Consider the following 21,078-nt stretch of genomic DNA (forward strand, 5'->3'; position numbering starts at 1 on the left):
TCCTACAGGTCCGTGCGGTTACACGCCGAATTGGGCGCGATACGCTTCGACGGCAGGCAGGTGTTGCTTGAGCTGCGGGTCGTCAGCCAAAAACTCGAGCACCTGATTCAGCGAAACAATGCTGATCACCGGGATGCCGAAGTCTCGCTCCACTTCCTGGATGGCCGATAATTCGCCGTTGCCACGCTCCTGACGGTTCAGGGCGATCAACACGCCGGCAGCCTTGGCGCCGTCCTGGGAGGCGATGATCTGCATCACTTCACGGATGGCGGTGCCCGCGGTGATGACGTCGTCGATGATCAGCACGTCGCCGGTCAATGGCGCGCCGACCAGACTGCCGCCTTCGCCGTGGGCCTTGGCTTCCTTGCGGTTGAAGCACCATGGCAGATCACGGCCATGATGTTCGGCCAGCGCCACGGCAGTGGTCGCCGCCAACGGGATGCCTTTATAGGCCGGACCGAACAGCACATCGAACGAAATACCGCTCTCGACGATGGCTGCAGCGTAGAAACGACCCAGCTGCGCCAGGGCAGAACCCGAGTTGAACAGGCCGGCATTGAAGAAGTAAGGACTGGTGCGTCCGGACTTCAGGGTGAACTCACCGAAGCGCAAAACGCCACGATCAATGGCAAAACGAATGAAGTCGCGCTGATACGCTTGCATGAAAAAAACCCCAAATACCACGGATTTAGCTAATTAGGTAGACGCCGTGTATCATACCCGCACGCGATTTTTGGGGCCACTTATGCGGATCATCAGTGTGAACGTCAATGGTATTCAGGCTGCAGTCGAGCGTGGTTTGCTCAGTTGGCTGCAAGCACAGAACGCCGACGTCATCTGCCTGCAGGACACCCGCGCCTCCGCCTTTGAACTGGACGATCCAGCCTTCCAACTGGATGGCTACTTCCTTTATGCCTGCGAAGCTGAAGTTCCCGCCCAAGGTGGCGTGGCTTTGTACTCGCGGTTGCAACCGAAGGCAGTCATCAGCGGTCTCGGCTTCGAGACGGCCGACCGCTACGGGCGTTACCTGCAAGCCGATTTCGACAAGGTCAGCATCGCGACCTTGCTGCTCCCTTCGGGGCAGAATGGCGATGAAGACTTGAACCAGAAGTTCAAGCTAATGGACGACTTCGCCCGTTATCTGGATAAACAGCGACGCAAACGTCGCGAGTACATTTATTGTGGCTCGCTGTACGTGGCGCAACAGAAGCTGGATATCAAGAACTGGCGCGACAGCCAGCAATCCCCGGGCTTCCTGGCACCTGAGCGTGCCTGGATGGACGAGATTGTCGGCAACATGGGCTATGTCGATGCCCTGCGTGAAGTCAGCCGTGAAGGCGACCAGTACAGCTGGTGGCCAGACAACGAACAGGCTGAAATGCTTAACCTGGGCTGGCGTTTCGACTACCAGATACTGACCCCGGGCCTGCGACGCTTCGTGCGCAGCGCACGCCTGCCGCGTCAGCCGCGGTTCTCGCAACATGCACCGCTGATCGTGGACTACGACTGGACGCTGACGATCTAAGCGTGTTTTCGCAGACGCAAAAAAGCCGACATCGCTGTCGGCTTTTTTGTGGGTGATGATTATCTAATGTGGGAGCGGGCTTGCTCGCGAAGGCGTCGAGTCAGGCGATATTAGTATCGACTGACCCACCGCCTTCGCGAGCAAGCCCGCTCCCACAGGGGGATTGGTATCGCCGCTTATTTCACCAGGCGCCAAGTGAATGGGTAACGATAGGGAAACCCTTCATTAGCCTTCACACCAGCAATGATGGTCAACACCAACGCACCGATCGCGACCAGACCAAACAGGAAGAACCCGATGATCACCACCATCAGCAGAAAGCAGATAGCCGAAGCAATGGCGACGGTGATCTGAAAGTTCAGCGCCTCCTTGCCTTGCGCGTCGATGAACGGATCTGATTCGCGCTTCATCTGCCAGAGAATCAACGGCCCGATCAGCGTGCCAAACGGCAGCCAGATCCCCAGCAAGGCGGACAGGTGACAAAACATCGCCCACTGACGAACCTCACGGCTCGGTGTGGGTAGCGGCAGTTGCTCGTCACTCATGGCGTCCTCCTTGCGTGGAGCAGGTCCGATCAGTCGGCCAGTGCAGCCTTCTGCAGTTCGAAAATCTCGTTCATGCCTTTCTTCGCCAGCGCCAGCATCGCGTTCAACTCTTCCGGCTGGAACGGCGCGCCTTCGGCAGTGCCCTGAACTTCGATGAAGCCGCCAGTGCTGGTCATTACCACGTTGAGATCGGTCTCGGCAGCCGAATCTTCCAGATAGTCGAGGTCAAGCACAGGCTCGCCCTGATACATGCCCACCGAAACGGCAGCGATCATTTGCTTGAGCGGGTCACCACCTTTGAGGCCGCCGCGCTTCTTGATCACTTTCAAGGCGTCGATTAGTGCAACCATGGCACCGGTGATGGACGCGGTGCGGGTGCCACCGTCAGCCTGGATCACGTCGCAGTCGACGTACAGGGTGATGTCGCCCAGCTTGGACATGTCCAGCGCCGCGCGCAGGGAACGGCCGATCAAACGCTGGATTTCCAGAGTGCGGCCACCTTGCTTGCCGCGGCTCGCTTCACGCTGATTACGTTCGCCAGTGGCGCGCGGCAGCATGCCGTATTCGGCGGTCAACCAACCCTGGCCCTGACCTTTGAGGAAACGTGGCACGCCGTTTTCGACACTGACGGTGCAGATGACTTTGGTATCACCGAACTCGACCAGTACAGAACCCTCGGCGTGTTTGGTGTAGTTGCGGGTAATGCGGATCGAGCGGAGCTGATCGGCAGCGCGACCACTTGGACGTTTCATAGGGATTACCTGTACGGAGGACGGAAAACTGCCGAGCATTATAGAGCCGTGGGCCGCCTGTGGGCACTTCTAAAAAAATCACCCGACGATTGAAGGCCCTGAATAGAGCGTAGCCGACGGTCTGCAGCTCTTTGTCACAGCGTGTGTTTGGGCGCATCCGCCCCACTGCGCTACAATCCTGCGCCTTTGCTGCCTGTCGGCTTTAATTCACAGATAGCGGGTCCGCGAAATCATGGGTTACGCGCCGACCTGCATTGCGAGGTACCTCCATGGTGCACAGCATGACCGCCTTCGCCCGCGTCGAGAAAGCCGGCGCCCAGGGCACCCTGAGCTGGGAACTGCGCTCGGTCAACAGCCGCTACCTGGAACCCCACCTGCGTCTGCCGGAATCTTTCCGCGACCTCGAAGGCGCGGTCCGTGAAGCCCTGCGCCAGGGACTGTCCCGGGGCAAGCTCGAATGCACCCTGCGCTTTACCGAAGAAAGCACCGGCAAACCGCTGCAAGTGGACCGTGAGCGCGCCGCGCAATTGGTTGCCGCCGCCGAGACGGTCGCCGGTCTGATCAAGAACCCGGCCGCGCTGAACCCACTGGAAGTCCTGGCCTGGCCCGGCGTGTTGGTGGCCGATGCCGTCGACCCGCAAGCGCTGAATGCCGAAGCATTGGCGTTGTTCAATCAGGGCCTGAAGGAACTCAAGGCCGGTCGCGAGCGCGAAGGCTCCGAGCTGGCACGGTTGATCAACGAGCGTCTGACATCCATTGAAGATGATGTGGTGATCCTGCGTGAGCTCGTCCCGCAGATGCTCGCCACCCAACGCCAGAAAGTCCTCGACCGCTTCACCGACATGAAGGCCGACCTCGACCCGCAGCGACTGGAACAGGAAATGGTCATGCTCGCGCAAAAGAGCGACGTCGCCGAAGAACTGGATCGCCTGAGCACTCACATCATCGAAGTTCGCCGGGTACTCAAATCCGGCGGCGCTGCCGGTCGGCGCCTGGACTTCCTGATGCAGGAGCTCAACCGCGAAGCCAACACACTGGGCTCCAAAGCCTTCGACCCGCGCAGCACCCAAGCGGCGGTCAACCTCAAAGTGTTGATCGAGCAGATGCGCGAACAAGTGCAGAATATTGAGTAAGGCAAACCCGACATGACCCACAGCACCGGCACTCTCTACATCATTTCCGCGCCTTCGGGCGCCGGCAAGACCAGCCTGGTCAAGGCGTTGATCGACGCTCAGCCGCAAATCCAGGTTTCCGTGTCCCACACCACTCGCGCCATGCGCCCGGGCGAAGTGGACGGCGTGAACTACAACTTCGTCTCCCGCGAACAATTCGTGAAGATGATCGAACACGGCGACTTCCTGGAGCGCGCGGAAGTCTTCGGCAACCTCTATGGCACTTCGCAAAGCCACTTGCAGCAGACCCTGGACGAAGGCCACGACCTGATTCTGGAAATCGACTGGCAAGGCGCCGAGCAAGTACGCAAGTTGATGCCTCAGGCCCGTTCGATCTTCATTCTGCCGCCGAGCCAGCAAGCCTTGCGTCAGCGCCTGACTAATCGCGGCCAGGACAGCGATGAAATCATCGAAGGCCGGATGCGCGAAGCGGTCAGCGAGATGAGCCACTACGTCGACTACGACTACCTGATCATCAACGACGATTTCGCCCATGCACTGGACGATCTGAAGGCAATTTTCCGTGCCAATCAGCTGCATCAGAAGCGTCAGCAGCAGCGTAACGGAAAACTTTTGGCTGAATTGCTCGGCTAAACAGCGCTTCCCAAAACCGCTGCAAGGGCTTTACATTGGCACTTGTAGCGCGCTGAAGAGCTTGGTCAAAAAATCAGCGCTTCCCTAATCGCTGGTGATTTTTTAAACTGTTGAGTCCGCTCGCCCAACCGGGCAGCGCGCATATTGCATTCGCTCCGAGGAATACCATGGCCCGCGTAACCGTTGAAGACTGCCTAGAACACGTGGAAAACCGCTTTGAGCTGGTCATGCTCTCTACCAAGCGTGCCCGTCAACTGGCCACCGGCGGCAAAGAGCCCCTGGTTCAGTGGGAAAACGACAAGCCTACTGTTGTAGCGCTACGTGAAATCGCTGAAGGCCTGATGAGCTACGAGTTCATCGCCAACGCTGAAATCGTCGAAGACGAACCGCTGTTCGCAGCGTTCGAGGACGAGTCCAACGAGGCAGTATAAGTCCATGCCTGGTCGACGTAGCACGGCGCGGGGTCACAGCGAACGGCAGGAATTATCATGCCGAGCATAGACGCCCTCGCCGATCGCTTATCGACCTACCTCGGCAAGGACCAGGTCAATCTGGTCCGCCGAGCGTACTTCTACGCCGAACAAGCCCACGACGGCCAACGCCGCCGTAGCGGTGAGGCGTACGTCACGCATCCTCTTGCCGTGGCGAATATTCTTGCCGACATGCACATGGACCATCAGAGCCTGATGGCGGCGATGCTGCATGACGTGATCGAAGACACCGGTATTGCCAAGGAAGCGCTGCAAGCGCAGTTCGGCGAAACCGTGGCCGAACTGGTCGACGGGGTCAGCAAACTGACCCAGATGAACTTCGAGACCAAAGCCGAAGCCCAGGCCGAAAACTTCCAGAAAATGGCCATGGCCATGGCGCGCGACATTCGCGTAATCCTGGTCAAGCTGGCCGACCGCCTGCACAACATGCGCACGCTGGAAGTGCTGTCCGGCGAAAAACGCCGGCGGATCGCCAAGGAAACCCTGGAAATCTATGCGCCCATCGCCAACCGGCTGGGCATGCACGCCATCCGCATAGAGTTCGAAGACCTCGGCTTCAAGGCCATGCACCCGATGCGTTCCGCGCGGATCAACCAGGCGGTCAAACGCGCCCGGGGCAACCGCAAGGAAATCGTCAACAAGATCGAAGAATCCCTCAGCCACTGCCTGGCAATCGATGGCATTCAGGGCGAAGTCAGCGGTCGTCAGAAACACCTCTACGGCATCTACAAGAAAATGCGCGGCAAGCGTCGGGCCTTCAACGAGATCATGGACGTCTACGCGTTCCGGATCATCGTCGACAAGGTCGATACCTGCTACCGCGTGCTGGGTGCCGTGCACAATTTGTACAAACCGTTGCCGGGGCGCTTCAAGGATTACATCGCGATCCCGAAAGCCAACGGCTATCAGTCGCTGCATACCACGCTGTTCGGCATGCACGGTGTTCCGATCGAGATTCAGATCCGCACCCGTGAAATGGAAGAGATGGCCAATAACGGCATCGCCGCCCATTGGCTGTACAAATCCAGCGGCGACGAGCAGCCCAAAGGCACTCACGCCCGCGCCCGCCAGTGGGTCAAAGGCGTGTTGGAGATGCAGCAACGGGCCGGCAACTCGCTGGAATTCATCGAAAGCGTGAAGATCGACCTGTTCCCGGACGAGGTCTACGTGTTCACGCCCAAAGGCCGGATCATGGAGCTGCCCAAAGGCTCCACGGCGGTCGACTTCGCTTACGCGGTGCACACCGACGTGGGCAACAGCTGCATCGCCTGTCGGATCAATCGTCGTCTCGCGCCGCTGTCCGAACCGCTGCAAAGCGGCTCCACGGTCGAGATCGTCAGCGCCCCGGGCGCGCGACCAAATCCGGCCTGGCTCAACTTCGTGGTCACCGGCAAAGCGCGGACCCACATCCGTCATGCGCTGAAACTGCAACGCCGTTCCGAGTCCATCAGCCTCGGCGAACGCCTGCTGAACAAGGTACTCAACGGTTTCGACAGCTCTCTGGAAAAAATCCCGGCCGAGCGCGTGCAGGTGATGCTCCACGAATATCGCCTCGAACTCATCGAAGACTTGCTCGAAGACATCGGCCTGGGCAATCGCATGGCTTACGTGGTCGCCCGTCGCCTGCTCGGCGAAGGTGAACAACTGCCAAGCCCTGAAGGTCCGCTGGCGATTCGCGGTACCGAAGGCTTGGTGCTCAGTTATGCCAAGTGCTGCACGCCGATCCCGGGCGACCCGATTGTCGGGCATCTGTCCGCGGGCAAAGGGATGGTGGTGCACCTGGACAACTGCCGCAACATCAGCGAAATCCGCCATAACCCGGAAAAATGCATTCAGCTCTCGTGGGCCAAGGATGTCACCGGCGAATTCAACGTCGAGCTGCGCGTCGAACTGGAACACCAGCGCGGCCTGATCGCTCTGCTGGCCAGCAGTGTCAACGCGGCCGACGGCAATATCGAAAAGATCAGCATGGACGAACGCGACGGTCGTATCAGCGTGGTCCAACTGGTGGTCAGTGTGCACGACCGCGTGCACCTGGCCCGCGTGATCAAGAAACTGCGCGCCCTGACCGGGGTCATCCGCATCACCCGCATGCGCGCGTAGCCAACCCCTAACAAGGAGTCATACATGACCAAGACTGTTATCAACAGCGACAAAGCCCCGGCCGCCATCGGTACTTATTCCCAGGCGATCAAGGCTGGCAACACCGTTTACATGTCGGGTCAGATTCCTCTGGACCCAAAAACCATGGAACTGGTTGAAGGCTTCGAAGCCCAGACCGTCCAGGTGTTCGAGAACCTCAAAGCCGTGGCTGAAGCGGCCGGCGGTTCGTTCAAGGACATCGTCAAACTGAACATCTTCCTTACTGACCTGAGCCACTTTGCCAAGGTCAACGAGATCATGGGCAAGTACTTCGACCAGCCTTACCCAGCCCGCGCTGCCATCGGCGTAGCAGCCCTGCCAAAGGGTTCGCAGGTTGAAATGGATGCCATTCTGGTCATCGAGTAATGTGTCCGGCGCAGCCCGCTAAAGGCTGCGTCGATCTTGTCTTGAAAGGATTCCACCATGCGCCAAGCGCTAGCTCTCTCGCTGGTAGCCCTTCTCTTGGGCGGTTGTGCCAGCGACCCTGCCGACCGTGATATCAGCGGCACCTGGATCAATCAGTCGGCGATCGATGCGGCATCCAAAGGCGGCCCACTGCGGGAAGCGCTTCAGGCCTATGGCCCGAATCTGGAATGGGACGTCAACACCCGAGCCGGTCAGGCCCGCTACACCAATGGTTTTGAGAATGTCGAAGGCAAGCTGCTGGGCGAAGAGTCCGGCGCCTGGAAAGTCGACTTTTATGGCAGTTCCGCCAGCGAGTTGAAGCGTGACGGCAAGCAATTGAGCCAGGCCGCTAACGACAACGAGCCGGAGCAAGTCTTCGACCGTGCAGCGGCTCCGGCACCGGAAGGTGCGCCGATTGGCGCGAGTTTCGAGCGGGCACTGTATTCGGCTTATATGGGCGGCAGCTGGAAAATTCTCAGCGGCCCCGGCGAAGGCAACACCGTGCAATTCCAGGCCGATGGCCAGGTTGCCGGCCTGCCCGGTGCGGATCGTTATGCCCTGTGCCTGGCGGGCGACTGCGCGTCGATGAGCGGCGGTAACGACAACATCTGGTTGCAGGTGAATGGCCAGGGCAATACCTGGATCTTTGCGCGCAAGGGCAAAGAACTGGAGATTTTCCAGACGGTGAATACCGCGCTGGCGGATGAGATGCCTTCGTTTACGCCGGGAAATCGCAAGTGGTTGCTGGAAAAGCAGTAACCCGACCCCAAGGCTAACGCAGAACCCATGTGGGAGCGGCGGTGCGGCGATCCGACTTGCTCGCGAAAGCGGTGTAACAGTCAACGATGATGTTGAATGTTATGGCCCCTTCGCGAGCAAGTCGGATCGCCGCACCGCCGCTCCCACATTTGGTTTGTGGTGACTGGATTTCAGCAGCGACCTTCGAGGATCGCAGCATAACCTTCGCGGAAACCCGGATACTTCGGTTCCCAACCCAACGCCTTCGCCCGGGCATTGCTGCAGCGCTTGCTGCCAGCACGACGCACGCTCGCATCCTCGGCCCATTCGGTCACGCCCAGATACTCACGCAACCAGCCCACCACCTCTGCCAACGGCGCGGGCGCATCATCGACGCCTATATAGACATCATCCAGTGTCACACCACGCTGATCCGCCTCGAGCAGGAACGCCAATAACCCCGCCGCATCGTCGACGTGAATGCGGTTGGCATACAACGGTGGATCGATCACCACGCGATATCCGCGACGGACCTGAGTCAGCAGCCATTCGCGCCCCGGTCCGTAAATGCCGGTCAGGCGCACGATGCTGGCCGGGATGCCACTATTAAGGGCAACCTGCTCGGCTTCGAGCATCACACGCCCGGAATAGCCAGCCGCCACGGCCGGCGAGGTCTCGTCGACCCACTCGCCCTCCTGCTGGCCATAAACACTACTGCTGGAAACGAACAGCAGGCGTTCGGGCACCTGCCCGTAGTCGTCCAGCCACTCCAGCACATGCCGCAAGCCCTGAACATAGGCGGCGCGGTAACCGGCTTCATCGTGATCGGTCGCGGCCGCGCAATACACCAGGTAATCCACCGCACCGATTGGCCAGGTCGCCGGACAGTCTTTATTGAACAGGTCGCCGGCAACGCCAATCACACCCTCGGGCAGACGTGAGACGTCGCGCCGCAAGCCGTGAACCTCCCACCCCGAAACCAGCAATTGCGTGGCCAGACGACTACCGACATCACCACAGCCGGCGATCAAAACAGTAGGCGCGGACATCAGAAAACTCCTATTGGAAAGTTACAGACTAGCGCCGGCAAAGGACACGCGGCTAGCAATGAAGGAAAAAAAGATACTCTATTACTTTTGTTAACAAGAATTACTTGCAATAATGCCCGCCACTTTTGTTCTCGGCCTCACGAGGCCTGGAAGAACATTTACCGTTTTTTTCCTTTCAGGTCCGGCCAGCATGACACCCAATCAATTCCCCGCTTCGCCAACCAAACGACCTCGCGCCTGGAGCGCAGTGGCCGCCCTGCTGCTCAGCCTGATGCTGGCGCCGACCGCCGCCTTCGCCGATGCACAAGCACCGGCCACACAGCCTGCTGCCGCTCAAACACCCGCCGCGCCTGCCGTGACACCTGCCGCGACCGATCCGGTCCAGGCCGTAGACGCTGCAGATATGCCGGAAGTCCTCGAAGCCGACAACACCCTGGGAATGGCCCATGACCTGTCGCCGTGGGGCATGTACCAGAACGCCGACATCATCGTGAAGATTGTGATGATCGGTCTGGCCATTGCTTCGATCATCACCTGGACCATCTGGATCGCCAAGGGCTTCGAGCTGATGGGCGCCAAGCGTCGTCTGCGCACTGAAATCGTTCACCTGAAAAAAGCCGCCACCCTTAAAGAAGCCAGCGCAACGGCGGCCAAGGAAGGCACCCTCGCCAACCTGCTGGTCCACGACGCGCTGGAAGAAATGCGTCTGTCGGCTAACAGCCGCGAGAAAGAAGGCATCAAGGAGCGCGTGAGCTTCCGCCTGGAGCGCCTCGTCGCTGCGTGTGGTCGCAACATGAGCAGCGGCACCGGCGTACTCGCCACCATCGGCTCCACCGCGCCGTTCGTCGGTCTGTTCGGCACCGTGTGGGGCATCATGAACAGTTTTATCGGCATTGCCAAAACCCAGACCACCAACCTCGCTGTTGTAGCACCCGGCATCGCTGAAGCCCTGCTGGCGACCGCGCTGGGCCTGGTGGCGGCGATTCCTGCGGTGGTCATCTACAACGTCTTCGCCCGCTCCATCGCCGGTTACAAGGCGCAAGTGTCCGATGCCTCGGCAGAAGTGCTGCTGCTGGTCAGCCGTGATCTCGACCACCTGCCGGCCGAGCGTAGCAGCTCGCAACCGCATATGGTGAAAGTGGGGTAATCGGCCATGGGCCTGCATTTGAAAGAAGGCGCAGACGACGATCTGGCCGAGAACCATGAAATCAACGTCACGCCGTTTATCGACGTGATGCTGGTGCTGTTGATCATCTTCATGGTGGCGGCTCCGCTGGCCACCGTGGACATCAAGGTCGACTTGCCTGCCTCCACCGCCAAACCGGCGCCGCGGCCAGAGAAACCGGTGTTCCTCAGCGTGAAAGCTGACCAGCGCCTGTTCCTCGGCGAAGACGAAGTGAAGGCCGAGACCCTCGGCGCCACACTCGACGCCAAAACCCAAGGCAAGAAAGACACGACGATCTTCTTCCAGGCCGATAAAGGCGTGGACTACGGCGACCTGATGAGCGTGATGGACGCCCTGCGCGCCGCCGGCTACCTGAAGGTCGGCCTGGTCGGACTCGAGACGGCAGCCAAAAAATGATCAACACGCGCCAAAAGCTGACGCGTTACAGCGGGAGCCTGGCCGTGGTGCTGGGCGTCCATGCGCTGGCCATTGCGCTGGCGCTGAACTGGACGTCGCGCCCGCCGATCGAGCTGCCGCCGCAAGCGATGATGGTCGAACTGGCGCCGGTTCCGGCCCCGCCACCGCCCGCACCGCCGAAGGTGATCACGCCGCCGCAGCCACCGGCCCCGGTGGAAGAGCTGCCGATCCCGAAGCTGGCTGAAGCGCCGAAGGCCGAGATTGCCGTGCCGAAACCGGTCAAACCCAAGCCCAAGCCTCAACCGCCCAAGCCTGTGGAGAAAAAACCGGAACCGCCGAAGGAGAAACCCTCCGAGGAAAAACCGAGCGACGCGCAACCGACCCAGGCACCGACGGAGAAATCCGCTCAGCCGGCACCCGGCCCATCACCGGCGCAGCAAGCTGCCAAAGCCAGCTGGCAAGGTACCCTGCTCGCGCACCTGGCCAAGTACAAAAAGTACCCGGCCAGTGCACAGGCGCGGGGCAAGGAAGGCTTGAACCGTCTGCGTTTCGTGGTGGATGCCGAAGGTAACGTGTTGTCGTTCGAACTGGTGGGCCGCTCCGGCAACGCCGATCTGGACCGGGCCACCCTGGAAATGATCCGCCGCGCCCAACCGCTGCCCAAGCCACCGGCCGACATGCTGAACAACGGCACCATCGAAATTACTGCACCGTTTGTTTACTCGCTGGAACGCCGCCGCTAAGACACCGCCGAACCAATGTGGGAGCGGGCTTGCTCGCGAAGAGGCCATCACATTCAACATTTATGTTGACTGTCACACCGCTTTCGCGAGCAAGCCCGCTCCCACAGGTACTTCGGTGAATTACAAACCTATGAAAAGGCACCGAAAGGTGCCTTTTGCATATCCGCAAACGCCAAACCCGCATTGCCCTGTGTCATTCAGCACATTCCGTCTGATAACGTGCGTCTATCGATTGCAGCCGGTATGCTTGGCCCGCAACTTCATGGACGCTTGCTATGACTCTCACAGAATTACGCTACATCGTTACTCTCGCCCAAGAGCAGCACTTCGGCCACGCGGCCGAGCGTTGCCACGTCAGCCAGCCGACCCTGTCGGTGGGCGTGAAAAAGCTTGAAGACGAACTCGGTGTGCTGATTTTCGAGCGCAGCAAGAGCGCCGTGCGCCTGACCCCGGTTGGCGAAGGCATTGTCGCCCAGGCGCAGAAAGTGCTGGAGCAGGCCCAAGGCATCCGCGAACTGGCCCAGGCCGGCAAGAACCAGCTGACTGCCCCGCTGAAAGTCGGCGCGATCTATACCGTCGGCCCGTACCTGTTTCCGCACCTGATTCCACAACTGCACCGGGTCGCCCCGCAGATGCCGTTGTACATCGAAGAGAACTTCACCCATGTGCTGCGCGACAAACTGCGCAACGGCGAACTCGACGCAATCATTATCGCGCTGCCGTTCAACGAAGCCGATGTGCTGACCTTGCAGCTCTACGACGAGCCGTTCTACGTCTTGATGCCGGCACAACATGCGTGGACCCAAAAGGAATCCATCGACGCCGCCCTGCTCAATGACAAGAGTCTGTTGCTGCTCGGCGAAGGCCACTGCTTCCGCGATCAGGTGCTGGAAGCCTGCCCGACGCTGACCAAGGGCAACGATGGTGCCAAGCACACCACGGTGGAATCCAGCTCACTGGAAACCATTCGCCATATGGTCGCGTCCGGCCTCGGAATTTCGATCCTGCCGCTGTCGGCGGTGGACAGTCATCACTACGCTCCCGGCGTGATCGAAGTGCGCCCACTGAGCGCGCCCGTGCCGTTCCGCACCGTGGCCATCGCCTGGCGCGCGAGTTTCCCGCGGCCGAAGGCAATTGAAATCCTCGCCGACTCCATTCGCCTGTGCTCGGTGGCCAAGCCGCCAGCACCGGTGGTTGCCGGTTAAGTCGCTGCCATGACCGAGTTGTCGCAAGTGTCGGTGACGGCACTCAAGGGTGTCGGCGAAGCCATGGCCGAGAAACTGGCCAAGGTCGGCCTGGAGAATCTTCAGGACGTGCTGTTTCATCTGCCATTGCGCTATCAGGACCGCACTCGCGTGGTCCCGATCGGCCATTTGCGACCCGGGCAAGATGCCGTGATTGAAGGCACCATCAGCGGTGCCGACGTGGTCATGGGCCGGCGCCGCAGTTTGGTTGTCCGTCTACAGGACGGCACCGGCGGGCTCAGCCTGCGCTTCTATCATTTCAGCAACGCCCAGAAAGAAGGCCTCAAACGTGGCACGCGCATTCGCTGTTACGGCGAAGCACGGCCCGGTGCGTCGGGGCTTGAAATCTACCACCCGGAATACCGCGCCATCACCGGCGACGAGCCGCCGCCGGTGGATGAAACCCTGACCCCGGTCTACCCGCTCACCGAAGGCCTGACCCAACAACGTTTGCGCCAATTGTGCATGCAAACCCTGACCCTGCTCGGCCCCAGCAGTCTGCCCGACTGGCTGCCGAAAGAACTGGCCCGGGACTATCAACTGGCGCCGCTGGCCGATGCGATCCGTTACCTGCATCACCCACCCGCCGATGCCGATGTCGACGAACTCGCCCTCGGTCATCACTGGGCCCAGCATCGTCTGGCCTTCGAAGAATTGCTGACCCATCAACTGTCCCAGCAGCGCCTGCGCGAAAGCATGCGTGCTCTGCGCGCGCCGGCCATGCCAAAAGCCACGAAGCTGCCCGCTCAGTATTTGGCCAACCTCGGCTTCACGCCGACCGGCGCCCAACAACGGGTCGGCAACGAAATCGCTTACGACCTCAGTCAGCACGAACCGATGTTGCGGCTGATTCAGGGCGACGTGGGTGCCGGCAAAACCGTGGTCGCCGCGCTCGCCGCGCTGCAAGCGCTGGAGGCCGGTTACCAAGTCGCATTGATGGCGCCCACAGAAATTCTCGCCGAGCAGCACTTCATCACCTTCAAGCGCTGGCTCGAACCACTGGGCATCGAAGTCGCGTGGCTGGCCGGCAAGCTCAAGGGCAAAAACCGCGTAGCCGCGCTGGAGCAAATCGCCAACGGTACGCCAATGGTGGTCGGCACCCACGCACTGTTCCAGGACGAAGTGCAATTCAAGAATCTGGCGCTGGCGATCATCGACGAACAGCACCGCTTCGGCGTGCAGCAGCGCCTGGCATTGCGACAGAAAGGCGTCGGCGGGCGGATGTGTCCGCACCAGCTGATCATGACCGCCACGCCGATTCCCCGGACGCTGGCCATGAGCGCCTACGCCGACCTCGACACTTCGATCCTCGACGAACTGCCGCCCGGCCGTACGCCCGTAAACACGGTATTGGTTACCGACACCCGGCGCGTCGAGGTGATCGAACGGGTGCGCGGCGCTTGTGCCGAAGGGCGTCAGGCTTATTGGGTGTGCACGCTGATCGAAGAGTCTGAAGAGCTGACCTGTCAGGCCGCCGAAACCACTTTTGAAGACCTCACCGCCGCCCTCGGCGAGCTGAAGGTCGGCTTGATCCACGGTCGCATGAAGCCCGCCGAGAAAGCCGCCGTCATGGCCGAGTTCAAGATGGGCAACCTGCAACTGCTGGTCGCCACCACCGTGATCGAGGTCGGCGTCGATGTGCCCAATGCCAGCCTGATGATCATCGAAAACCCTGAACGTCTCGGCCTCGCGCAACTGCACCAATTGCGTGGCCGCGTCGGTCGGGGCAGTGCCGTCAGCCATTGCGTGTTGCTCTATCATCCGCCGTTGTCGCAGATCGGCCGTCAGCGGCTGGGCATCATGCGTGAAACCAACGACGGTTTTGTCATCGCCGAAAAAGACCTCGAACTGCGCGGCCCCGGCGAAATGCTCGGCACACGCCAGACCGGCCTGCTGCAATTCAAAGTCGCGGACCTGATGCGCGATGCCGATTTGCTGCCCTCCGTACGCGATGCCGCGCAGGCATTGCTCGAGCGCTGGCCGGATCACGTCAGCCCGCTGCTCGACCGCTGGCTACGTCATGGGCAGCAATACGGCCAAGTGTGAGCACTGTCGCAGTTTCTGGGCCCTGGCTTTAAACAAGCTGGTTATACTCCTGCAATTGTTTGCAAATGGATACAGACCATGACAGAAGCTGCCCTCGCCCCCGAAACCCCGCACGCTCCGTCTGTTATTCGGCTGCTGCTTGGCAAGCTTGGCATCGCCTACGAAGAAGTCCTCGACCATCACGGCCTGAACCCCGCGCGTAAAGTGCAGGCGGTTTTGCTGGACGATGCCGTCGGCGCGCTCATGGTGCTGTTCCCCCAGAGCCAATTGCTCGACCTCAATCGCCTTGCCGAACTCACTGGCCGCCGGTTGACTGCTGTATCCACCGAACGCCAGGTAAAAATGCTCGGCAAGCACAACCTGAGCCTGCTACCCGGCCTGCCGGCACTCTCCAGCTCGCCGTGTCTATATGAAGAAAGCCTGCTGCGCGAACCGACGTTGCTGATCAACTCGGGCGAGCCGAATGTGTTGCTGGAAATCACCAGCGAAGCCTTCAAGACCATGCTCACCAAGGCCAGCGTCGGAAATTTCGGCGAAGCCGTGCACAGCATCCGCCCGAACCTCGACCGCCCCGACGATGACCGCGAGGAAATCACCCAGGCCGTTCAAGCATTCACCGCGCGGCGCATCCAGCAGCGTCTGGAAGAGACTATCGAAATTCCGCCGCTGGCCGAGACCGCGCAGAAAATCATCAAACTGCGGGTCGACCCCAACGCCACCATTGACGACATCACCGGCGTCGTCGAAACCGACCCGGCCCTGGCCGCGCAAGTCGTCAGCTGGGCAGCGTCGCCGTACTACGCCTCGCCGGGCAAGATTCGTTCAGTGGAAGACGCCATCGTCCGGGTGCTGGGTTTCGACCTGGTGATCAACCTGGCGCTGGGCCTGGCCCTGGGCAAAACCTTGAGCCTGCCTAAAGACCATCCGCAACACACCACGCCGTACTGGCAGCAATCGATCTACACCGCCGCTGTCATCGAAGGCCTGACCCGCGCCATGCCCCGCGCCCAGCGCCCGGAAGCCGGCCTGACCTACCTCGCCGGCCTGCTGCACAACTTCGGCTACTTGCTGCTGGCCCACGTATTCCCGCCGCACTTCTCGCTGATCTGCCGCCACCTGGAAGTCAACCCGCACCTGTGCCACAGCTACGTGGAACAACACCTGTTGGGCATCAGCCGCGAACAGATCGGCGCATGGCTGATGCGCTTCTGGGACATGCCCGACGAACTGGCCACCGCCCTGCGCTTCCAGCACGACCCAAGCTACGACGGCGACTACGCCGAATACCCGAACCTCGTCTGCCTGGCCGTACGCCTGCTGCGCAGCCGTGGGATTGGGTCCGGGCCGGATGAAGACATTCCGGATGCGTTGCTGGAGCGTGTCGGCCTGACCCGCGACAAGGCCGACGATGTGGTCAGCAAAGTGCTTGAGGCTGAAGTGTTGTTGCGTGAACTGGCGTCGCAATTTAGCCAGTCCTGAAAAGCTTCGTCGGATCGCCGCCTGGAGCCGGCTCGCTCCCACAGGGTTCAAGTGATCCCTATGGGAGCGTGATGAATCCAGCCCAATCCACTGGATTTATCCCAAATACCGCACCGCAGACTTCTGAAGCGACCTTTTCCCTAGAACGACAATTTTGTTATCTGCCGTTAGCTCGCTGCTTTCCACAGCCAGCGCCACAATAGAGTCGTGAACGACCCAGCCTTTACCTCCAAACGTTGGATCCAGATTACCGAAAAGGTCATAACGCGCAGCCACTACGTAACCGCCCCCCCCTGACCCAGACACTATGATTTTTCCGCCGTGCTGAAAGACACTTGTCGAGAAAAACAAATTCAGTAAGAAGTCGGCGTACAAGGGTTGGCCTTGGTTGAAGATGAGATTGAAACTTCCATTGGGATTAAGAACTGTTAATAGACCTTCTTTTTCATCGGTTTTACCTGACTCGCCGCAAGCCACAATCAGTCCACTATCACTGAGCGCCACGGAGTAAATAACAGACGTTCGACCATCGGCGCCATTGGGAATGATCACCGTCCCGCCCTCGCCGAAGGAACTATCGACTTTTCCCCGTTGGTCATAGCGTTTCAGAAAAGCAACTTCGCGCGAACCCGTAGCGCTTATAAAACCGCCACCCACCAGCACGCCGTCTCCTTGGACCATTAACGATGTGAGGCGAATGTTAGAACCGGTGCCGGGGGAAATAACGACATAACCTCGGTCATTGAAACCAGTGTCGGATGAGCCGTCGCTGTTAAGACGAAAGAGAACCCCTTCAACGCCTCTTGTTTCGGAATACACATGAGCGCAGAAATAAATTTTTGCGTCCTGCTCCGAAACAGCTATTTGTTCGCCCGCGAAATAAATGCCATCAGTTGTCAATTTCTGTTCTGGGCTACTGAAAAACCTGGCTCTCTGCCCAACATCGGCAACTGCAATATCCGGAACTTGAATCGTGGCCAAGCCTTCCTCCCCGAAGGTCTTATCAAGTTGTCCGTTTTTTAATAACTGACAGACATATTTTCTGGTGGGGGCTGTACCGGATTCGTAGCCAGCGATCAGGTAATTGCCATTTCGCAGCACAAGGATGTGGCTCACCAGCATTCTGTAACCAGTCACAGGGACTTCAACCATGCCACCATCGCCAAAGGATGGATCAAGCGCCCCGGCCTCAGTCAGTTGTGCCACCGTAATTGGCTCTTGGAGGCTGGCGCCTGTAAGAACAATTAATTTGTTATTGGGTAGCACGGCAATAGACCTCGCCCAGTTTGGCAACGCCACAACCCCACCGTGGCCAAAGGACGGATCAAGAGAGCCCGCTGCTGTATTACCTGATATTTGATTCATATTTACACTCATGGAGTGATAGCAGTGGTCCGGGGGACCTTCGCCCCCACTTGATCACGCAACAAAACACCCATCAACTGTCAGAAGTGACAGTCTTATTATCTCGTCGAGCCAAGTCACTGACATAACGAGCCAATTTTTATGGTGGCGGAGCCGCAGACTTCAGAATTTTGGTTTCCGGCATGGAAGACATGCTCTTTCCCTGATCGTCGGCTATGCACCCACGACGACAAGAAGCAAGTGCCCTGCTATGATTTGACGGCAAATAGAGGGCTTCCCGATGACCCAAACAGCTGCTGTCAGTGTTGCAAGCCAAGTCCGTAAGCTTGCTAAAGAAAACAAGGTCACTGCTGGACGTGACGGCATGAGTCGTATGGCCGTGAGCATTACCCGTTTGGCTGGCGATGTCGTCGAGTTGGATGGCATCGAACAGTTGCTCGTCAATCTCAAGAGAAAAGGCGTTCTGAGCAAGTCTGAAATCCTGGCGCTCCAAGGGCGTTATCTTCAGGAAAGGCGTGCACAGAAACGTAGCGCATGACTTTTGACCCGTTCGGTGACTTCGAAACTGCTGGATATCTTCAAAACTCGCTGCAACTGAAAGATCCCACTGAAGTAAAAGAGTCAGAGCATCTTTCGTTCGAATTGAGTATCGAAGATGCGCTTGCCTATTTGGCCAAGAAAAAGCCAATCGATTACAAAGCTGTACTCAACGTTCACGAAATCCTGTTCTCCGGCTTTTATCACTGGGCAGGAAAAGACCGGAACGAGCTTGTCCCTCACCTGGCAGTCTTCAAGGGCTCCTACGACGATCCCCGAAGCACCGTCTTCGAGCGCCCCGATTCCATCAAAATGTCTGTCGACTATGCGCTAACGCTAGCAGCAGACAAGAAACGCTTCAGAGCCCATCCCGGCGGAGTGATGGGCCAGCTGGCTTTCGCACACCCCTTCCTGGACGGCAACGGGCGCACGATTCTATTAGTCTTCATGGAACTCTGTTATCGAGCCAAGTTCGCCATTGACTGGTCAGGGACAAGTAAAGATGACTACCTGCGGGCACTCAGCGATGAAATCCGAGAGCCTCGCGAGAGGCATCTCGATCACTACCTCAACCCGTTCGTAATCGATATCTCCAGTCGTGACGAATGGCCAGAGACCATCAGTGGTATCAGAGGCCTGGATGGCCTGGACAAGGAAGACATCACATACGAGAACCTGGACAACCCGCGAGTCCAGCAGATCTACAAGACATACCGGGCCCAGCCACTCGACGCCCGCGGGCCTCCTGAGTCGGATGGCTGAAGAGGCTAGCTTGCTCTCGAAAAATCCCGGCGGGCCTGAAAGACCTATGCCTTCGGCTTGTCCTTTTTCGGCTTCAAATACTTGGTCAACCCCTGAAACCAGATCACCAGCGCCGGGTTGCCCTTGATCTGAATCGACTTGTCCTGAATCCCCGTCATAAACGCCAATTGCTTGTTCTTCGCCTGCATCGTGGCAAAGCCATACGCGGCGTCTTTAAACGCAATCGCAAACGCTGGCTCCGCATACACGCCCGACTTGCTGGTGATGCGCTGATCCTTCACAAAGAAATGCCGCGCCACTTTCCCGTCCAGGGTCTGTAGCTGAAACACCAATGCCTTGTCACCCAACTGCTGCTGAAACGCAGGATTAGTCCGACTGGCCTTACCCATCAACAAACCCATCATCCACAGAAGAAAACGAAATTTCATGCGCACAGCCTCAAGAGAAAAATGAACGGCCGGCGCAGTGTAGCGGCTTCAAGCGAGAACGCCACCAGTGTTGGAAGACGATGCTGTGCTTTTTGACGCTGATGACTACCAAGTCATTGACGAAACGTTGCTGTTTAAAAGCCGAGAACTATTGGTCTTTCTACCCTCGACTCCATCGGACATTTCCTTCAACACGTGGCGCTGTTCATGAACTAGGCAGCCTTCCGCTTCATCGATAGTCTTTGTTCGTTACCGCAAAAACGGTGACACGGACGTGCAAGTCCGGTACATATCGCCGCACAATCTCCAAACCGAACATCGAGCGCTTTCATGCTCGCTGTAAATGCTTTATGGCGGCTGTGCGCGGGAGGTCCCTTTGGGGTCTGCCGGGGTCCGATATGCCCGGTCTTGCACACCTGCGCACGGCTGCCACCCTTATTCGAATGCAAGCGAAGAGGAGACAGCCACATCCAAAACACATATCGGAATATACCAATGATCAAGCCAACACAGAATCCGCCAGAAAACCCAGCCACATCCCCCTACGAATCCTTCGATTCGAAAAAACTCCACGAAGCCGCCGAACGCGCCCTCGACCACCATTTCGCCCCACCACCCAACGAAAAACCCAAGCGCAAAGGCAAACTCTTCACCGTCTCCCCCGACATCGACACCGAAGCCCTTCTGGCCAACGCCTCAGAAGACCTGAAGTCCATCAGCGCCATCGCCGCCGACCTCGCTGACGACATCGACGGCACTCGAAGATCAGTAGCCTTGGCGCTCAGCAGAATGGCCGATGGGGTTCAGTTGTTGGTGGAGCGCGCGCTGGATCATATTGACTCGCCGAATCCAGCGGAGCATCGGGCTAAGGTGTAAGCGTGAAGAAAGAGCGCGCCTTTATTGGCGCGCTCCCGATGAATTTTTAAAGTGCAAATTCGAAATTCCTGCATGCGCAGGTGCTGCGTCAGACGCGGCCCTTTTTCTGAATGCTTCTTTTGCTCTGAGGAACTTGGTCACGATGGGCCAGTAGTAACTCGCAGGTTTTGGGCCAAATATCACTTTCGCAGGACCGGTACTCGTTTGGGCTCCGAAAATATGTCCGACGTTGGTAGCAGGATTAAAGTCTTCAACAATGCCCGTATGAAACAAAGGTGAACCGCGGGAATTAGGGATCGCCTTAATCCAAAGCGCAATGTCACCCCGTTTCACGTCTTGCGGCAGAACCGTTGTGTAGTAAGTGGAGTTTTGCATGACACGCGTGTCTTCAAACGGAATGTTGTAGCCGGCGCTGGTCAGCAACACATTCACCATATGTGAACAATCGATCAGCTTTTTACCTGCCGCATTCGTTTTGAAGCCGTCCCCACCCATCAGGTATACGTAGTCACCGCCGGTGTAATTGTTCTTGAAATCAAGTGGCTCTTTCATTTCTGCATCCTGCAAATTAATGGCAATCGCTGGCTGAATGGCCACCAGCCA

General features: G+C 58.7%; 23 protein-coding genes. 16 read left to right on the forward strand and 7 right to left on the reverse strand.

Features of this window, described 5'->3' with window-relative positions; all coding sequences use genetic code 11:
• Positions 1-18: 18 nt before the first annotated feature.
• On the reverse strand, positions 19-663 hold the full coding sequence (gene pyrE / locus MEB48_RS16140) for an orotate phosphoribosyltransferase (RefSeq protein ID WP_007894680.1): 645 nt from the start codon (positions 661-663) through the stop codon (positions 19-21).
• Positions 664-745: 82 nt separating this feature from the next.
• Between pyrE and MEB48_RS16145 the strand changes: the two genes are divergently transcribed.
• Positions 746-1,525, forward strand: a complete 780-nt coding sequence (locus MEB48_RS16145; RefSeq protein ID WP_008030595.1) for an exodeoxyribonuclease III — start codon at positions 746-748, stop codon at positions 1,523-1,525.
• A 176-nt stretch (positions 1,526-1,701) separates the two neighbouring features.
• Here MEB48_RS16145 and MEB48_RS16150 read toward each other — a convergent pair whose 3' ends face one another.
• Positions 1,702-2,070 carry a DUF4870 domain-containing protein gene (locus MEB48_RS16150; RefSeq protein WP_217856866.1) on the reverse strand — a complete coding sequence of 123 codons (369 nt, stop codon included), beginning with the start codon at positions 2,068-2,070 and terminating at the stop codon, positions 1,702-1,704.
• Between the two features lie 29 nt (positions 2,071-2,099).
• Positions 2,100-2,822 (reverse strand): ribonuclease PH, encoded by a 723-nt coding sequence (rph, locus tag MEB48_RS16155; protein ID WP_237885103.1) that lies wholly within the window; start codon positions 2,820-2,822, stop codon positions 2,100-2,102.
• 269 nt (positions 2,823-3,091) lie between these two features.
• Here rph and MEB48_RS16160 point away from each other — a divergent pair, with 269 nt between their 5' ends.
• The 6 genes from MEB48_RS16160 (at position 3,092) to MEB48_RS16185 (ending at position 8,385) form a co-directional block, all read left to right on the forward strand.
• Positions 3,092-3,955 carry a YicC/YloC family endoribonuclease gene (locus MEB48_RS16160; protein WP_237885104.1) on the forward strand — a complete coding sequence of 288 codons (864 nt, stop codon included), beginning with the start codon at positions 3,092-3,094 and terminating at the stop codon, positions 3,953-3,955.
• Between the two features lie 12 nt (positions 3,956-3,967).
• On the forward strand, positions 3,968-4,588 hold the full coding sequence (gmk, locus tag MEB48_RS16165) for a guanylate kinase (protein WP_059403875.1): 621 nt from the start codon (positions 3,968-3,970) through the stop codon (positions 4,586-4,588).
• A gap of 167 nt (positions 4,589-4,755) precedes the next feature.
• Positions 4,756-5,019 (forward strand): DNA-directed RNA polymerase subunit omega, encoded by a 264-nt coding sequence (gene rpoZ / locus MEB48_RS16170; protein ID WP_003177259.1) that lies wholly within the window; start codon positions 4,756-4,758, stop codon positions 5,017-5,019.
• Positions 5,020-5,076: 57 nt separating this feature from the next.
• Entirely contained in the window at positions 5,077-7,182 is a 2,106-nt protein-coding gene (gene spoT, locus MEB48_RS16175) for a bifunctional GTP diphosphokinase/guanosine-3',5'-bis pyrophosphate 3'-pyrophosphohydrolase (protein WP_237885105.1), read from the forward strand.
• A gap of 24 nt (positions 7,183-7,206) precedes the next feature.
• Positions 7,207-7,587: a RidA family protein gene (locus tag MEB48_RS16180; RefSeq protein WP_003177257.1), complete on the forward strand. Its 381-nt coding sequence runs from the start codon at positions 7,207-7,209 to the stop codon at positions 7,585-7,587.
• 57 nt (positions 7,588-7,644) lie between these two features.
• Positions 7,645-8,385, forward strand: a complete 741-nt coding sequence (locus tag MEB48_RS16185; RefSeq protein WP_237885106.1) for a hypothetical protein — start codon at positions 7,645-7,647, stop codon at positions 8,383-8,385.
• Positions 8,386-8,555: 170 nt separating this feature from the next.
• Here the strand turns inward: MEB48_RS16185 and MEB48_RS16190 are convergent, their stop codons facing one another.
• The gene (locus tag MEB48_RS16190; RefSeq protein WP_237885107.1) at positions 8,556-9,413 is read right to left on the reverse strand and encodes an SDR family oxidoreductase; all 858 of its coding nucleotides are present in this window, start codon (positions 9,411-9,413) and stop codon (positions 8,556-8,558) included.
• Between the two features lie 190 nt (positions 9,414-9,603).
• Between MEB48_RS16190 and exbB the strand changes: the two genes are divergently transcribed.
• The 6 genes from exbB (at position 9,604) to MEB48_RS16220 (ending at position 16,507) form a co-directional block, all read left to right on the forward strand.
• A complete protein-coding gene (exbB, locus tag MEB48_RS16195) occupies positions 9,604-10,560 on the forward strand; it encodes a tonB-system energizer ExbB (RefSeq protein WP_237885108.1) in 957 nt (318 codons plus the stop codon).
• 6 nt (positions 10,561-10,566) lie between these two features.
• Complete coding sequence (exbD, locus tag MEB48_RS16200) at positions 10,567-10,995, forward strand: TonB system transport protein ExbD (protein WP_007894651.1); 429 nt, start codon at positions 10,567-10,569, stop codon at positions 10,993-10,995.
• Positions 10,992-11,738 carry an energy transducer TonB family protein gene (locus tag MEB48_RS16205; RefSeq protein ID WP_030132454.1) on the forward strand — a complete coding sequence of 249 codons (747 nt, stop codon included), beginning with the start codon at positions 10,992-10,994 and terminating at the stop codon, positions 11,736-11,738. Before exbD ends, MEB48_RS16205 begins: the two co-directional genes overlap by 4 nt.
• Before the next feature lie 275 nt (positions 11,739-12,013).
• Positions 12,014-12,943, forward strand: coding sequence for a hydrogen peroxide-inducible genes activator (locus tag MEB48_RS16210; protein WP_008073417.1), 930 nt, complete (start codon positions 12,014-12,016; stop codon positions 12,941-12,943).
• Positions 12,944-12,952: 9 nt separating this feature from the next.
• A complete protein-coding gene (recG, locus tag MEB48_RS16215; protein WP_237885109.1) occupies positions 12,953-15,028 on the forward strand; it encodes an ATP-dependent DNA helicase RecG in 2,076 nt (691 codons plus the stop codon).
• Positions 15,029-15,106: 78 nt separating this feature from the next.
• On the forward strand, positions 15,107-16,507 hold the full coding sequence (locus MEB48_RS16220) for an aminoacyl-tRNA deacylase and HDOD domain-containing protein (protein ID WP_237885110.1): 1,401 nt from the start codon (positions 15,107-15,109) through the stop codon (positions 16,505-16,507).
• 96 nt (positions 16,508-16,603) lie between these two features.
• Here the strand turns inward: MEB48_RS16220 and MEB48_RS16225 are convergent, their stop codons facing one another.
• Entirely contained in the window at positions 16,604-17,872 is a 1,269-nt protein-coding gene (locus tag MEB48_RS16225; protein WP_237885111.1) for a hypothetical protein, read from the reverse strand.
• Positions 17,873-18,152: 280 nt separating this feature from the next.
• Here MEB48_RS16225 and MEB48_RS16230 point away from each other — a divergent pair, with 280 nt between their 5' ends.
• Together MEB48_RS16230 and MEB48_RS16235 are read left to right on the forward strand one after the other, a co-directional pair.
• Positions 18,153-18,410, forward strand: coding sequence for a hypothetical protein (locus MEB48_RS16230; protein ID WP_123357408.1), 258 nt, complete (start codon positions 18,153-18,155; stop codon positions 18,408-18,410).
• Complete coding sequence (locus MEB48_RS16235; RefSeq protein WP_237885112.1) at positions 18,407-19,171, forward strand: Fic family protein; 765 nt, start codon at positions 18,407-18,409, stop codon at positions 19,169-19,171. The genes MEB48_RS16230 and MEB48_RS16235 overlap by 4 nt, the downstream gene beginning before the upstream one ends.
• 44 nt (positions 19,172-19,215) lie before the next feature.
• Here MEB48_RS16235 and MEB48_RS16240 read toward each other — a convergent pair whose 3' ends face one another.
• The gene (locus tag MEB48_RS16240; RefSeq protein ID WP_237885113.1) at positions 19,216-19,599 is read right to left on the reverse strand and encodes a helicase; all 384 of its coding nucleotides are present in this window, start codon (positions 19,597-19,599) and stop codon (positions 19,216-19,218) included.
• 495 nt (positions 19,600-20,094) lie between these two features.
• Between MEB48_RS16240 and MEB48_RS16245 the strand changes: the two genes are divergently transcribed.
• Complete coding sequence (locus MEB48_RS16245) at positions 20,095-20,475, forward strand: DUF6124 family protein (protein WP_237885114.1); 381 nt, start codon at positions 20,095-20,097, stop codon at positions 20,473-20,475.
• A gap of 21 nt (positions 20,476-20,496) precedes the next feature.
• Here the strand turns inward: MEB48_RS16245 and MEB48_RS16250 are convergent, their stop codons facing one another.
• A complete protein-coding gene (locus MEB48_RS16250) occupies positions 20,497-21,072 on the reverse strand; it encodes a hypothetical protein (RefSeq protein WP_237885115.1) in 576 nt (191 codons plus the stop codon).
• Positions 21,073-21,078: the final 6 nt, after the last annotated feature.

This window comes from Pseudomonas sp. PGPR40, from assembly GCF_022014505.1.
Lineage (GTDB): Bacteria > Pseudomonadota > Gammaproteobacteria > Pseudomonadales > Pseudomonadaceae > Aquipseudomonas.

Bases quoted from the DNA above. Each gene is read 5' to 3' on its own strand.
- recG (WP_237885109.1), top strand. From the start codon at position 12,953: ATGACCGAGTTGTCGCAAGTGTCGGTGACGGCACTCAAGGGTGTCGGC.
- MEB48_RS16245 (WP_237885114.1), top strand. From the start codon at position 20,095: ATGATCAAGCCAACACAGAATCCGCCAGAAAACCCAGCCACATCCCCC.
- MEB48_RS16205 (WP_030132454.1), top strand. From the start codon at position 10,992: ATGATCAACACGCGCCAAAAGCTGACGCGTTACAGCGGGAGCCTGGCC.
- MEB48_RS16220 (WP_237885110.1), top strand. From the start codon at position 15,107: ATGACAGAAGCTGCCCTCGCCCCCGAAACCCCGCACGCTCCGTCTGTT.
- gmk (WP_059403875.1), top strand. From the start codon at position 3,968: ATGACCCACAGCACCGGCACTCTCTACATCATTTCCGCGCCTTCGGGC.
- MEB48_RS16225 (WP_237885111.1), bottom strand. From the start codon at position 17,872: ATGAATCAAATATCAGGTAATACAGCAGCGGGCTCTCTTGATCCGTCC.
- MEB48_RS16235 (WP_237885112.1), top strand. From the start codon at position 18,407: ATGACTTTTGACCCGTTCGGTGACTTCGAAACTGCTGGATATCTTCAA.
- MEB48_RS16210 (WP_008073417.1), top strand. From the start codon at position 12,014: ATGACTCTCACAGAATTACGCTACATCGTTACTCTCGCCCAAGAGCAG.
- pyrE (WP_007894680.1), bottom strand. From the start codon at position 663: ATGCAAGCGTATCAGCGCGACTTCATTCGTTTTGCCATTGATCGTGGC.
- MEB48_RS16240 (WP_237885113.1), bottom strand. From the start codon at position 19,599: ATGAAATTTCGTTTTCTTCTGTGGATGATGGGTTTGTTGATGGGTAAG.
- MEB48_RS16185 (WP_237885106.1), top strand. From the start codon at position 7,645: ATGCGCCAAGCGCTAGCTCTCTCGCTGGTAGCCCTTCTCTTGGGCGGT.
- MEB48_RS16230 (WP_123357408.1), top strand. From the start codon at position 18,153: ATGACCCAAACAGCTGCTGTCAGTGTTGCAAGCCAAGTCCGTAAGCTT.
- exbD (WP_007894651.1), top strand. From the start codon at position 10,567: ATGGGCCTGCATTTGAAAGAAGGCGCAGACGACGATCTGGCCGAGAAC.
- rpoZ (WP_003177259.1), top strand. From the start codon at position 4,756: ATGGCCCGCGTAACCGTTGAAGACTGCCTAGAACACGTGGAAAACCGC.
- exbB (WP_237885108.1), top strand. From the start codon at position 9,604: ATGACACCCAATCAATTCCCCGCTTCGCCAACCAAACGACCTCGCGCC.
- MEB48_RS16160 (WP_237885104.1), top strand. From the start codon at position 3,092: ATGGTGCACAGCATGACCGCCTTCGCCCGCGTCGAGAAAGCCGGCGCC.
- MEB48_RS16150 (WP_217856866.1), bottom strand. From the start codon at position 2,070: ATGAGTGACGAGCAACTGCCGCTACCCACACCGAGCCGTGAGGTTCGT.
- MEB48_RS16190 (WP_237885107.1), bottom strand. From the start codon at position 9,413: ATGTCCGCGCCTACTGTTTTGATCGCCGGCTGTGGTGATGTCGGTAGT.
- spoT (WP_237885105.1), top strand. From the start codon at position 5,077: ATGCCGAGCATAGACGCCCTCGCCGATCGCTTATCGACCTACCTCGGC.
- MEB48_RS16180 (WP_003177257.1), top strand. From the start codon at position 7,207: ATGACCAAGACTGTTATCAACAGCGACAAAGCCCCGGCCGCCATCGGT.
- rph (WP_237885103.1), bottom strand. From the start codon at position 2,822: ATGAAACGTCCAAGTGGTCGCGCTGCCGATCAGCTCCGCTCGATCCGC.
- MEB48_RS16145 (WP_008030595.1), top strand. From the start codon at position 746: ATGCGGATCATCAGTGTGAACGTCAATGGTATTCAGGCTGCAGTCGAG.